The 13,906-nt window shown below is 74.0% G+C and carries 5 protein-coding genes; 4 read left to right on the top strand and 1 reads right to left on the bottom strand.

Annotation, left to right across the window (positions count from 1 at the left end):
* Nucleotides 1-88: 88 nt before the first annotated feature.
* Nucleotides 89-1,738, bottom strand: coding sequence for an AMP-binding protein (locus ACFV2X_RS45950; RefSeq protein ID WP_385628011.1), 1,650 nt, complete (start codon nucleotides 1,736-1,738; stop codon nucleotides 89-91).
* Nucleotides 1,739-2,042: 304 nt separating this feature from the next.
* On the opposite strand from ACFV2X_RS45950, the gene ACFV2X_RS45945 reads away from it, so the two are divergent.
* The 4 genes from ACFV2X_RS45945 (at nucleotide 2,043) to ACFV2X_RS45930 (ending at nucleotide 13,873) form a co-directional block, all read left to right on the top strand.
* The gene (locus ACFV2X_RS45945) at nucleotides 2,043-5,276 is read left to right on the top strand and encodes an amino acid adenylation domain-containing protein (RefSeq protein WP_385628009.1); all 3,234 of its coding nucleotides are present in this window, start codon (nucleotides 2,043-2,045) and stop codon (nucleotides 5,274-5,276) included.
* Nucleotides 5,273-11,797: an amino acid adenylation domain-containing protein gene (locus ACFV2X_RS45940; RefSeq protein WP_385628006.1), complete on the top strand. Its 6,525-nt coding sequence runs from the start codon at nucleotides 5,273-5,275 to the stop codon at nucleotides 11,795-11,797. The genes ACFV2X_RS45945 and ACFV2X_RS45940 overlap by 4 nt, the downstream gene beginning before the upstream one ends.
* Nucleotides 11,798-11,970: 173 nt before the next feature.
* Nucleotides 11,971-13,050: a guanitoxin biosynthesis L-enduracididine beta-hydroxylase GntD gene (gntD, locus tag ACFV2X_RS45935; protein ID WP_385628003.1), complete on the top strand. Its 1,080-nt coding sequence runs from the start codon at nucleotides 11,971-11,973 to the stop codon at nucleotides 13,048-13,050.
* Entirely contained in the window at nucleotides 13,037-13,873 is an 837-nt protein-coding gene (locus tag ACFV2X_RS45930; protein WP_385628001.1) for an SDR family NAD(P)-dependent oxidoreductase, read from the top strand. Before gntD ends, ACFV2X_RS45930 begins: the two co-directional genes overlap by 14 nt.
* Nucleotides 13,874-13,906 lie beyond the last annotated feature (33 nt).

Genomic DNA, 13,906 nt, shown 5'->3' with positions numbered 1-13,906 from the left:
CCGTGGCCCCGGCTATCGCCCGCGGCCCCGACCCCGGCCACTGCCCGGCGCGCACCAGCGCGCCGGGCAGTCGTATGTCCGGGCCGGGTCAGTCCGCGGTCAGCGGCTGGGTGGCCGCCTCGTACGTGCCGGAGCACACCGCCTGCCAGATGACGCGGCGCCGGGGCTTGCCGCTGGAGGTGACCGCGATCCCGCCCTGGGGCACCTCGACGGACAGCAACGCGGCGTCGCCGAGCCATTCGGACAACACCTCATGGGCGATCCGCCGCCACTCCGGCCGCACCCCCGCGAACACGACCACCCCGGTGGGCGTGGCATCGCGGACCCCGAGGAGGACGGCGACCCGGCGCTCGGGGACGCCGCGCTGATGCAGCAGGGTCTCCAGGCTCTCCGCGAACACCATCTTCCCGCTGACCTTGAGCCCGTCGCCCAGCCGGCCGATCACGAACAGCTGCCCGTCGCGCAGGAACCCCGCGTCTCCGGTGCGCAGCCCCTCCTCGCCGAGGCTGGTCCCGGAGGCGGAGCCGGTGTCGCCGAGATATCCGCTCGCGATCGATACCCCGTTGACCACGATCTCGCCGACCCGCCCGTCGGGGAGCCGTCCCCCGTCCTCGGACACGATCGTCACCGTACGGCCCGGCAGCGGCCGGCCGCAGCCGACCACCGCCGTCCCGGCCAGGGACGAGGCGTCGCCACTGCCCTCGTCAGGTTGCCCCGTCGTCCAGCCCTCGCCAGGGGGCAGACCGGTCACCGCGAGGGTGGCCTCCGCGCTTCCGTACGCCGGGACCAGCGCGCCGCGGTCGAGGCCGTACGGGCCCAGCAGCGCGTGGAAGTCGCTCAGCACCCGCGGGTCGACCCGCTCCGCGCCGATGATCACGGCCCGGAGCGCATCGAAGCGCAGACCCTCCAGATCGGCGGGCCTGACGCGGCGCAGGATGTACGACAGGCCGAAGTTGGGCATGGCCGTCATGACGATGCGCCGCTCGCTGAGGCAGCGCAGATAGCGCAGTGGCGAGCGGATGAAGTCATCGGGCTGGAGCATCCACCCGTCGAAACCGGTGACGACGACGTTCAGCAGAAAGCCGACCAGGCCCATGTCGTGGTGGACCGGCAGCCAGCTGGCCGCGGGGCGGTGCGGGGCGCACCCCAGCCAGGTGCCCATCCCGCCGATGTTGGTGCGCAGCGCCTCCGCTGAGATCCGTACCCCGCGCGAGAAACCGCTCGACCCCGAGGTGAACTGGAGCAGCGCGGTCTCGGGAGGTGGCAGTGGCCGCTCCAGCGGCTCGGTGTCCGCGATGAGTTGGCCGAACGCCACCGGTTCGCCGATGCCCAGGTCGGCGGCGATCTTACGCAGCCGCTCCAGCGACTCGTCGTCGCAGACGACGGCCGCGGGGCGCACGGTCCGCAGCAGATGGGCGGCGTGCACCTCGTACTCGTCGGCCCGCTGGTAGGCGAACGGCGGGGCGATGGCGCACGGTGTCGCACCGGCGGCCAGAGCGCCGAAGAACCCGGCGACGAAGCCCGGGCTCGAGCGCTGCACCAGCGCCACCACCTCGCCACGCCCGACCCCGCCCGCCCGCAGCGCGGCGGCGGTGGTGAGCACCAGTCGGCCCAGGTCGCGGTAGGACCAGAAGTCCCAGCCGTCGTCGTGGTTCGCGTAGTACAGGCCGTGCTCGGTGGACGCCTCGTCCAGCCAGTCGAGCAGGCCCCGGTCCGGGTTTCCCAACGTCCCCGTCACGTCCCGTCCTTTCAGGAGTGCACGGGCCACGCCCGTACATCCTTCGGGGCGCGACCGCATGCCCGGCTGTCGCACAGCATCGCCACGAGGCCACGCGGCCACCAGGCAACCGGCCGGTAACTCGGCCGGGCCCGGGCGGCATTTCGACCAGCAACCGCGATTGCCGGTCGATTGCCTGGAAAGCGGCCGCGCCACCGATGCAGCATCGACCGAGATTGCGAGCCCTTGGTGAGTCCGGCAGTCCGGCAGTCCGGCAGTCCGGCGGAGCGGTCCGTCGAGCGCAGGAGAGAGCGGTTACGACCCGATGACTTCACGCGACACCGAGCTGCTTCCGCTCACCGCCGCCCAGCGGGGCGTGTTCCACGCCCAGCGCCTCCAGCCCGACAACCCGGCCTACAACACGGTGGCCGCCATGGAGCTCCGGGGGCCGGTGGACGGGGAGCTGCTGCGGCGGGCGATCCGCCGGGCGGAGGGGGAGAGCGGCAGCTGGGACGTCGAGCTGGTGGAGCGGCCGGACGGGCTGTACCAGCGGCCGGTCGGGCCCGGATGCTCGACGTGGCGGGAGACCGACCTCAGTGGCGAACCGGATCCGCTCGCCACGGCCCACGCGCTGATCGACTCCGACCGCGCCACCCCGCGCGACCTGTTCCAGGACGCGCTGTCCGGCCATGTCCTCATGCGGATCGGCCCCGACCACCACGTCTGGTACCAGCGCAGCCACCACATCCTGTCCGACGCCTTCGGCTCCGTACTGCACTCGCGCCGGATCGCGGCCCACTACGAGGCCCTGGCCGGCGGGGCGGAGCCGGCGGGCGAGCCGCTGGGCCGCCTGGAGGAGCTGCTGGCGGAGGAGGCGGACTACCGCGCGTCGGACGACTACGCCACGGACCAGGAGTACTGGAACGGGCTCTACGCCGAGCGGCCCGAGGCCGTGTCGCTCGCGCCGGGGGTGCCGACCGGCGCCGCGGGGCGCGCGCTGTCGGTGACGACGGCGCTGTCGGCGGCCGAACTGCGGGCGCTGGGGGCCGCGGGGCGGGACGCCCGCGCCCCGTGGACGGTGGCGATGCTGGCCGCGGTCGCCGCCTATCTGCAGGGCATGACCGGGGCCCGGGACCTCACCGTCGGCGTCCCGGTCACCTCGCGCGTCGGCACCCGGTCGCGCAACGTGCCCGGCATGCTGTCGAACACTCTCCCGCTGCGGCTCACCGCCAGCCCGGCGGCGGGCCGGACCGCGCTGGTCCGGCAGGTCGCGCGGCGGCTCGGCGAACTCCTCACCCACCAGCGTTACCCGTACGACGAACTCCGCCGCGACCTGCGGCTCCTGGGCACCGACGAGCAGCTTTTCGGCGTGCTGGTGAACATCGTGCCGACGGGCTCCGAGACCGCGTTCACCGGGCTCGAGGCCCGCCTCACCGCGCTGTCCGGCGGTCCGGTCACCGACCTCAACATCACCTGTCACCCCGGGCCCGACGGGCAGGGCGCGCGCGTCGAGTTCGAGGCCAACCCCGACCGGTACACCGCGGCCGGACTGGCCGCGCACCAGGCCCGGTTCACCGAATTCCTCGCCCGGTTCCTCGCCGCCCCGCCGGACCTCCCGCTCGCCCGCGTGGACGTCCTGACGGCCGCCGAGCGCGCCCAGGCGCTGGCCGTCGGCCGGCCGCCGGGGCCGGCGCGGGACATCGCGCCACGGACCTTCCCGGAGCTGTTCGAGGAGCAGGTCCGCCGGACACCGGACGCACCCGCGGTGCTCACCCCCGAGGGCGCCCTCGGCTACGCCGAGCTGAACTCCCGCGCCAACCGCCTCGCCAGGGCCCTGGTCGCACGCGGCGCCGGCCCCGAGCGCCTGGTGGCCGTCGCCCTGCCACGCGGTATCGCGGCGCTGACGGCCGTGATCGCGGTGATGAAGGCGGGCGCCGCGTACCTCCCCGTCGACCTCGGCTATCCGCGGGCGCGGATCACCGCCATGCTCGACGACACCGAGCCGCTGCTCCTGCTGACCACCTCGGCGGCCGACGACACCACAACAGCCCCCAACGTGCCGCGGCTGTACCTGGACGAGGGCCCCGGCGGCCAGTCGGCAGGACCACCGGACACCGACGCCGACCTCGACGCCGACACCGACCTCGACGACCGCGACCGCCGGGCTCCGCTGCGGCCGGGCCACCCGGCGTATGTCATCTACACCTCCGGTTCGACCGGCCGTCCCAAAGGCGTCCTCGTCACCCATACGGGCCTGGCCGCCCTGCTGCGCCACCAACAGAACCAACTCCGACTGACCCCCGACACCCGGGTGCTGCAGTTCGCGTCGCCGAGCTTCGACGCCTCGGTGTGGGAGCTGTGCGTCGCGCTGCTCACCGGCGCCGCCGCGGTGGTCGCCCCGCCCGAACGGCTGGTGCCCGGGCCGCCGCTGGCCGCGCTCGTGGCCGAGCTGGGGGTCGACTGTCTGCTGCTCGCCCCCTCGGCGCTCTCCGCCATGCCACCGGACAGCCTGCCCCGGGGCATCAACCTGGTCGTCGGCGCCGAGGCATGCTCGCCGGAGCTGGTCGCCCGCTGGTCCCCGGGGCGGCACATGGTCAACGCGTACGGCCCCACCGAGGCGACCGTCATCGCCACCCAGACCGGGGCGTTGTCCGGCCGTACCGTCCCGCCCATGGGGCACTCGGTCCCCGGCGGCCGGATCCGGCTGCTCGACTCCGCGCTACGGCCGGTGCCACCCGGTGTCGCGGGCGAGGTGTATCTGAGCGGCGACGGGCTCGCCCGCGGCTACCTCGGCCGCCCCAAGGTCACCGCCGAGCGGTTCGTCGCCGACCCGTTCGGCCGGCCCGGCGCGCGGATGTACCGGACCGGCGACCTGGCCCGGTGGACGGTGGACGGCGAACTGGCTTACCTCGGCCGCGCCGACAGTCAGGTCAAACTGCGCGGCCATCGCATCGAGCCGGGCGAGGTCGAGGCCGTCCTCGCACAGGCGCCCGGGGTCGGCGCGTCCGTCGCGGTCGTCCGCGAGGACCGGCCGGGGATCCGGCACCTGGTCGCGTACGCCGTCGCCGCCGCGGACACCGACCCCGGCGAGTTGCGCGAGTTCGTGGCGCGCCGGCTGCCGGCGTATATGGTCCCGGCCGTCGTGGTGGTGGTCGACACCCTGCCGCTCACGCCGAACGGCAAGCTGGACCATGCGGCGCTGCCCGCCCCGCGGTTCCAGGCCACGAGCGCGTACCGTGCCCCGACGGGCGAGCGGGAGCGGGTGCTGCACGAGGTGTTCACCGATGTGCTCGGCGGGGAGCGGATCGGCGTGGACGACAGCTTCTTCGACCTCGGCGGCGACTCGGTCGTCGCCATGCAGCTCGCGGCCCGCGCCCATGCGGCGGGGCTCGCCGTCACCAGCAACGACGTCTTCCGCCACAAGACCATCGCCCGGCTCGCCGAAGTGGCCCAGGACACCGTCCCCGAACCCGGGACACCGCGGGACGCCGGGCGCCTGCTGCACCTCGACGCGGAAGAACTCGACGAGCTCGAAGCCCAGTGGGAGACAACACGGTGAAACAGACATCCCTGGAAGCGGTGCTGCCGCTCTCGCCGTTGCAGCAGGGCATCCTCTTCCACGCCCTCTTCGACGAAGGGGAGACCGCTCACTTCGGCGAAAGGGACACCGAGCGAGGGCCCGCCGGGCCGGTTGACTTCTACACCGTGCAGACCCCCCTGGAGCTGGTCGGGCCGCTCGACACCGAGGCGCTGCGCCGCTCCTGCCTCGCCCTGCCGGCCCGCCACGCCAGCCTGCGCGCCGGGTTTCTGCGGCGCCGCTCGGGCGAGGCCGTCCAGGCCATCGCCCGCGCGGTCGAGCCACCGTGGGAGGAGGCCGACCTCTCCGGCCACGGCGCCGAGGAGTGCCGGGCGCGGCTCGCCCGGCTGCTGGCCGAGGACCGCGCCCGGCGCTTCGAGATGACGAAGCCACCGCTGCTGCGCTTCACCCTGGTGCGGCTGGCATCCGACCGCCATGTCCTCGTGCTCACCAACCACCACATCCTGCTGGACGGCTGGTCGCTGCCCCTGGTCCTCGCCGACCTGTTCCGTATCTACCGGGACGGCGGCACCGCCGAACGGCTGGAGGCCGCCCCGTCATTCGGCGAATACCTCGGCTGGCTCTCCGAACAGGACCACGCCGAGGCCGAGCGCGCCTGGCAGACCGCGCTGTCCGGGCTCGACGGCGCGACGCTGGTGGGCGGCGGAGCGGGCACCGGCACCTCCGACCGCGGCCAGCAGCGCGTCGTCGCGGAGCTGCCCGAGGCCGATACGGCACGGCTCACGGACGTGGCCCGCTCGCGCGACCTCACCACCAACACCATGGTCCAGGGCGCGTGGGCGCTGCTGCTGACGGCGCTCACCGGGCGGCGGGACGTCGTCCACGGCAACACCGTCGCCGGGCGCCCGCCCCAGCTCCCGGGCAGCGAGCGCATGGTGGGCCTGATGATGAACACGGTGCCCGCCCGGGTACGGGTCGACCCGGCCGAGCCCGTGGCGGACCTGCTGGCCCGTATCCAGCGCGAGCAGGCGGCCCTGACCAGACATGAGTACCTGGGCCTCGCCGATATCCAGCGCGCCGTCGGCGCCACCGAACTCTTCGACACCACCGTCGCCTTCGAGAACGTCCCCGTCGACGAAGCCGTCCAGGGGTCCTCGGTGGCGGGGCTCACCGTCACCCTGCTGCGGGACGCCGTCGAGGACGCCTTCGAGGGCACCCACTATCCGCTGAGCCTGGCCGTCCACCCCGGCGCCCGGCTCCGCTTCGAACTCAACTACCGCGAGGACGTCTTCAACGGCGAGGCGGCGGCCGAGGTGCTGCGACGCCTGTGCGCCCTGATCCGGGACATCGCCGACCGGCCCGAGGCTCCGGCCGGGCGGCTGCCGCGGTGCTCCGACGCCGAGCGACGGCGGATCCTGGGCGCGGCGAGCGGCCGGACGGTGGCCTACCCGGACCAGACCCTGCCCGAGCTGTTCGAGGCGCAGGCCCGTGCGACCCCGTACGCGGTCGCCGTCACCGACGCCACCTCCAGCCTGACCTTCGAGAGGCTGGACGCCGACGCCACCCGGCTCGCCCGGCTGCTCGTGGCCCACGGCGCCGGCCCGGACCGCCTCGTGGGCGTCGCGCTGCCCCGTACCGCGGCCGCCGTGACGGCGATCTGGGCGGTGTGGAAGTCGGGGGCCGGATATCTGCCGCTCGACACCGAACACCCCCCGGAGCGGATCGCGGCGATCTGCGCCGAGGCCGGACCGGCCCTCGTGCTGGCCACCGCCGAGACCGCGCACGCCGTACCTGAAGGCGTGGCGACGCTGCGGGTCGACGAGGCCGCGCCGCCCGAAGCCACGGACCTGGACACCGCTGGGAGCTTCGGTGCGCCGCTGCCCGGCCACCTGGCGTATGTGATCTACACCTCCGGCTCCACCGGACGGCCCAAGGGGGTCGCCGTCGAGCACCGCAACCTGGCCAATATGTTCCACAGCCACCGGGCGAACTTCTTCGACCCGGAGCGGACACGGGCGGGCGGCCGGCCGCTGCGGGCGGCGCTCACCAACTCCCTCGGCTTCGACGCCTCCTTCAGCCAGCTGCTGTGGATGGTCGCCGGACATGAACTGCACATCGTCGACGACACCGTGCGCAAGGACGCCCTGGCGCTGGTCGACCGTGCCGTGGCGGCGGAGGTCGACGTCCTCGACACCACGCCGTCCGTCGCCCGCCAGATGCTGGCCGCCGGCATGTTCCAGGCGTCGGGGGAGCGGCACCGGGTGAGTGTTCTGGCGCTCGGTGGCGAGGAGGTCGCGGACGACCTCTGGGCCGAACTGCACGCGGTGCCGGGCCTGTCGGTCCACAACCTCTACGGCCCCGCCGAGTGCACCGTCGACGCGATGCTCTGGCACGGCGAGGGTCGGCCCGCCATCGGCCACCCCGCCGACAACGCCCGGGTGTATGTGCTCGACCCGTTCCTGCGGCCGGTGCCGGACGGGGCGGTCGGCGAGCTGTACATCGCCGGTGCCGGGGTCTCCCGGGGCTACCTGGGACGCCCGGGTCCGACGGCGGAGCGTTTCGTGGCCGATGTGTTCGGCCCGCCGGGCGCCCGGATGTATCGCACCGGTGACCTGGGGCGCCGCGCTCCGGACGGGGCCGTGGAGTACTGCGGACGAGCGGACTCCCAGGTCAAGATACGCGGCCACCGCGTGGAACTGGGCGAGATCGAAGCCGCGCTGGCGGCGGAGCCCTCGGTGGCGCGGGCGGTGGCGGCGGTGTCCACCGATCCGTCGGGTGTGCGGCGCGTCGTGGGTTACGTAAGCCCCTCGCCCGGTGCCCGGCCCGACCCCGTCTCGCTGCGCGACGCGGTGGCGCGCCGGCTGCCGGCGTATATGGTCCCGGCGGTCGTGATGGTGGTCGACGCCGTGCCGCTCACGCCGAACGGCAAGGTGGACCGGGCGGCGCTGCCCGCGCCGAGCTTCCAGGCCACGGGCGAGTACCGCGCCCCCTCCACCGAGCGGGAGCGGGCGCTGCACGAGGTGTTCGCCGATGTGCTCGGCCGCCCCCGGATCGGCGTGGACGACAGCTTCTTCGACCTCGGCGGCGACTCCATCATCGCCATGCAGCTGGCGGCCCGCGCCCACCGGGCCCAACTGGCCATCACCACCAAGGACATCTTCCTCCACCCGACCATCGCCCGGCTCGCCGAAGTGGCCCAGGACACCGGCGTACGGGACGAACCGCGAGGTCAGGACCGTGCGCCCGCGGGCCCGCTGGTCACCCTCTCCGACGCCGAGCGGGCGGAACTCGCCCAGGACGGGCGGCGGATCGCCGAGGTACTGCCGCTGACGCCACTCCAGCAGGGCATGCACTTCCACGCGGTGCTCGCCGCCGACGGCGTCGACGTGTACACGGCCCAGGCCCCCGTACGGCTGACCGGCCCGCTGATGCCCGGCGCGCTGCGCGAGGCCGTCGGGGCAGCCGTCGCCCGCCACAGCGCCCTGCGGGTCTCCTTCACCCTGCTGAGCTCCGGCCGTCTGGTCCAGGTGGTGCACGAGGAGATGAGCGTGCCCTGGCGGGAGGCCGACCTCTCGGGGCTCGCCGAGAACGAGCGCCGCCACCGCCTCGCCGAGCTGATCGACGAGGACCGGCTGCGCCGTTTCGACCTCGCCGAGCCGCCACTGTTGCGGGCCACCCTGGTCCGGCTCGCGGCCGACGACCACCTGCTGCTGGTGTCGTACCACCACGGGCTGCTGGACGGATGGTCGCTGCCGCTCTTCTTCCGCGACCTGTTCGCCCTCTACGCGGGCGGGGCCGCCGCGGCGGCCCCGCCGCCCGTGCAGTTCGCCGACTTCCTGCGCTGGCTCGCCGCCCAGGACGCGGAGCTGGCGGCGCGGGCCTGGGGCGAGGAACTGGCCGGCCTGGACGAGCCGACCCTCGTCGCCCCCGACGCCGAGGCCGCCTCCGCCACCGTGCCCCATCTGGTGACCGAACTCCTCGACCCCGAGCGGACCACCGCGCTGGCCACCGCGGCACGGCGCGCGGGCCTGACCCTCAACACCGTGGTCCAGGGCGCCTGGGCGGTGTCGCTCGGCCAGCTGCTGGGTCGCGACGACATCGTGTTCGGCGCGACCTGCGCCGGACGCCCGCCGGAGCTGCCGGGCTCCGAGGACATCGTCGGCCTGCTCATGAACACCGTGGCGGTCCGGGTGCGGCTCGACCCGGCACGGCCACTCGTCCAGCTCCTGGCCGACCTCCAGCGCCGACAGGCCGAGCTGGGCCCGTACCAGCACCTGGGCCTCGCCGAACTGCAGCGGACCCTGGGCCTCGGGGAACTCTTCGACACCGTCGTCGGGTTCGAGAACACCCCCGTCGACGGCGAAGCCGTCCAGAAGCACATCCCCGGCCTGCGGATCTCCGTCGACGACCGGCCCGTGCCCGGCGCCACCCACTATCCGCTCAGCCTGGTCGTGGTGCCGGACAAGCGCCTGAGCCTCGAACTCAGCTACCGCGCCGACCTGTTCACCGCCGAGGCATCCCAGGCCCTGCTGACCCGGGTGGGCAAGGTCCTCGACGCCTTCGTGGCCGACCCGGCGGCGCCGCTGGGCCGTATCGACCTGCTCACGGCGGGGGAGCACAAGCGGTTCCGCGCCGCCGCCGACGGCCCGTCGCACCCCGTCGCGCGGACGTTCCCCGAGCTCTTCGAGGAGCGGGTACGGGCCCGGCCCGAGGCCGTCGCGGTGTACGAAGGGCCAGTGGCCGTCAGCTACGCCGATCTCAACGCGCGGGCCAACCGGCTGGCCCGGGCGCTGGTGGCCCAGGGCATCGGCCCCGAGGACACCGTCGCGGTCGCCATCCCCAAGTCGGTCCGTTCCGTGCTCGCCGTCGTCGCCGTACTCAAGGCGGGTGCCGCCTATCTGCCGCTGGACCTCGGATACCCGCCGGAGCGGCTGCGCCAGGTCGTCGCCGATGCTCGGCCCGCCCTCGTCCTGACCACCGCCGAGGCAGCCGGGCCGATGGCAGAGGCGGGCGCCGGGCGGACCCTGTGCCTGGACGGTACGGACGCGCAACTGTGCGGTATCGACGAGGAGTTGACCGGTGGGCTGTCGGGCGAGGACCTGACCGACGCCGACCGCGTGGCGCCACTGCGGCCTGAGAACACCGCGTATCTCATCTACACCTCCGGGTCGACCGGCCGCCCCAAGGGTGTACTGGTGCCCCACCGCGGCCTCGCCGCCCTGGTCGCCCAGCAGCGCACCGGTCTGGCCCTGCGCGCGGACGAGCGGGTGCTGCTGTTCGCCTCGCCGAGCTTCGACGCCTCGGTGTGGGAGCTGACGACCGCCCTGCTGACCGGGGCGAGCGCGGTCGTCGCGCCCGCCGACCAACTGCTGCCGGGCCTGGCCCTGGCGGCCACCGTGGCCCGGCACGGCGTGACCACGTTGCTGCTCCCGCCGTCCTCGCTCGCCGTGCTGCCCGAGGACGGTCTGCCGCCGGGTGTCACCCTCGTCGTGGGCGGTGAGGCATGCCCGCCCGAGCTGGTCGAACGCTGGTCGTCCGGGCGCCGCATGGTCAACGCCTACGGGCCGACCGAGGCGACCGTCATGGCGACGATGAGCCGCCCGCTGGCGGGCCGGACCAGGCCGCCGCTCGGCCACCCGGTCGCGGGGGCGCGGGTCCATCTGCTGGACGGTGCGCTGCGGCCGGTGCCGGTGGGGGCGCCGGGTGAGCTGTATCTGGCGGGCGAGGGGCTGGCGCGCGGCTACTTGGGCCGGGCCCGGCTCACCGCGGAGCGGTTCGTGGCCGACCCGTACGGCCCGGCCGGGTCGCGGATGTACCGCACCGGCGATCTGGCGCGCCGTACGCCGCACGGCGCCCTGGAGTATCTGGGCCGGGCGGACCAGCAGGTCAAGGTGCGTGGCTTCCGGATCGAGCCCGGCGAGATCGAGACGGTGCTGGCCGACGACCCCGCGGTCGCCCAGGCGGTCGTGGTCGCCCGCGAGGACCCGGCCGGCAGGCGGCTGGTGGCGTACGTGTCTCCGGCCGCCGACGCCCGGCCGGATCCGGCGGCCCTGCGCGGCCGGGTCGCCGCCGCCCTGCCGGACCATATGGTGCCCGCGGCCGTCGTCGTCCTGGACCGGCTGCCGGTCACGCCGAGCGGGAAGCTCGACCGGGCGGCCCTGCCCGCGCCCGACTTCTCCGGCACCCCCGCCTCCCGGGCGCCCCGTACCGCCGTCGAGGAGCGGCTGTGCGCGCTGTTCGCGCAGGCCCTCAAGGTCGAGCGAGTCGGTATCGACGACAGTTTCTTCGACCTCGGCGGCGACTCGATCAGCTCGGTCAAGCTCGTCACCCTGGCCCATGCGGACGGCCTGGACATGGCGCCACGCGATGTGTTCACCCATAAGACGGTGGCCGCGCTCGCCGACGCGGTGAAGGAACTCGCTCCGGACACCGGCACGAACACCGGCATGGCCACCGACGCGGACGAACCGGAAGAGCCGCTGATCACCCTGGACCAGCACGAACTCGACGCCTTCGCCGAGGACTGGCAGGAGCCGGTCTGACCGTCGGCGACGGCCGGACACTTCCATCGCACGACCACTGGGCCAATACGGCCGGGACCCTGCTCGGCCGGCCCCGTGAGGCACCACCACGCGGCCCGGCAGCGGTGCGCGGGCCGCACAGGACCGAACGACGGACGACCCGAGCGGTCACGACCCGGTGGAGGACCATCGACATGACAAGCACGTATCCCGCTGCCCGCGCCCTCCGCCCGGGAACGGCCGACCCGGTCCCCGGCAGCCCCGACACCCCTCTCGAGTACCACCTCGACGCCCGCGAGGCCGCCGAGCTGCGGTCCGTCGCGGCACGGTTCGCTGACACCCAACCTGCCCCCGACCAGCCGGAGTTCTACGACGGCGACCACGCCGCCGAGGAGCTGCTGCCCGCCGGGCTGCGCGGCTTCCTCCTCTCCTACCGCCGCACCGAGAGCACCGCCGCGTGCCTGGTGCGCGGCTTCCCGGTGGACGACGACCGGCTCGGCCCCACCCCCGGCCACTGGCGCGAGGCCATCGGTGGCCGGGCGGCCAGGGCACAGGAGCTGTGGCTGGCGATGTGCGGTCTCGCGCTGGGCGATCCGTTCGGCTGGGTGACCCTCCAGGAGGGCCGCATCATCCAGAACATCCTGCCGATCCGCGGCGACGAGCGGCGCCAGAGCGGCTACGGCAGCGAGAGTCTGCTGGAGTTCCACACCGAGGACGGTTTCCACCCCAACCGCTGCGACTATCTACTGCTGTTCGGCCTGCGCAACCGGGACCGGGTGCCGACCGTCGTGTCCTCCGTCCGCGACGTCCGGCTGAGCGATCACGACCGTACGGTGCTCGCCGAGGAGCGCTTCCACATCCTGCCGGACACCGAACACATCCGGCAGCTGGAGGCGTCCGCGCCCCGCCACCCCGCGCTGCCCAGGCTGTACGCCATGACGGACCGGCCGGTACCCACCGCGGTGCTGTTCGGCGACCGGCTCAATCCGTATCTGCGCATCGACCGCCCCTTCATGCGTGTGGGCCCTGGGGACACCGAGGCGGCGGCCGCGCTGGACCGGCTCATGGACGAATTGCGGCGCGTCCAACGGGAGATCGCGGTGGGCCCCGGCTCGCTGCTGATCGTGGACAACTACCGCGCCGTGCACGGCCGCCGCGCCTTCACCCCGCGGTACGACGGGACCGACCGCTGGCTGAAGAAGCTGACCGTCAGCCGCAATCTACGGCGCAACCTCAGCGGATACGCCCTGGAGCACCCCCGTGTCATCGTCTGAACCCGGCCCCGACACCACCCTGCCGACTCCCGAGGAAAGGCAGCCACACCCCATGCGCACCGTCATCGTGTCCGGCGCGTCCAGCGGAATCGGCCACGCCACCGCCGAGAGGTTCGCCCGCGGCGGCGACTACGTGATCAACCTCGACCGCCGGCCGCCCGCCCCCGGCACGGTGGACGGCCCCCGCGAGGGCGGGGGCCAGGTCCGCTGGGTCGAGCTGGACGTCGCCGACTGGTCGGGCGTCCGCGCCGTGGTCGACCAGGTGCACGCCGAGCGGGGCCGGATCGACGTCGTCATCGCCAACGCCGGCATCAGCGTCCGGCACGGCATCCTCGACCTCACCGAGGAGGAGGCGCGGCGCACCCTGGACGTCAATCTGATGGGTGTTCTCGCGCTGTGGCGCCACGCCGTCCCGCATATGCTGCGCCGCGGCGAGGGCGTCCTGCTCGCCACCGCGTCCGTCAACGGCTCCCGTGGCTATCCGCTGTACGCGGACTACAACGCCAGCAAGGCGGGGGTGGCCTCGCTGTGCCAGACCTTCGCCATCGAGCTGGCCCCCCTCATCAGGACCGCCTGTGTGGCGCCGGGCGCCGTACTGACCCCCATGCAGCGCGCCGAGTACACCGACGCCATGCTCGACGAGGTCAACGAGCGCATCCCGGCCCGCCGCCACGCCCTCCCCGAGGAGATCGCGGACGTGTTCCACTTTCTGGCCTCCCCACAGGCATCGTTCGTATCGGGCCAGCAGTTCGTGGTGGACGGGGCCGAGACCGCGGGGGCGACCACCGCGTTCTTCCCCGGCCCGACCAAGCCCCTGGGCTGAGCGCCCCCATACGCCGTACCGCAGCGTCCCGCG

Origin of the sequence: Streptomyces sp. NPDC059679 (assembly GCF_042734105.1) — a bacterium.
GTDB lineage: Bacteria > Actinomycetota > Actinomycetes > Streptomycetales > Streptomycetaceae > Streptomyces.
The sequence above is the reverse complement of the archived record's forward strand: the minus strand, read 5'-3'. Positions and strand labels throughout refer to the sequence as shown.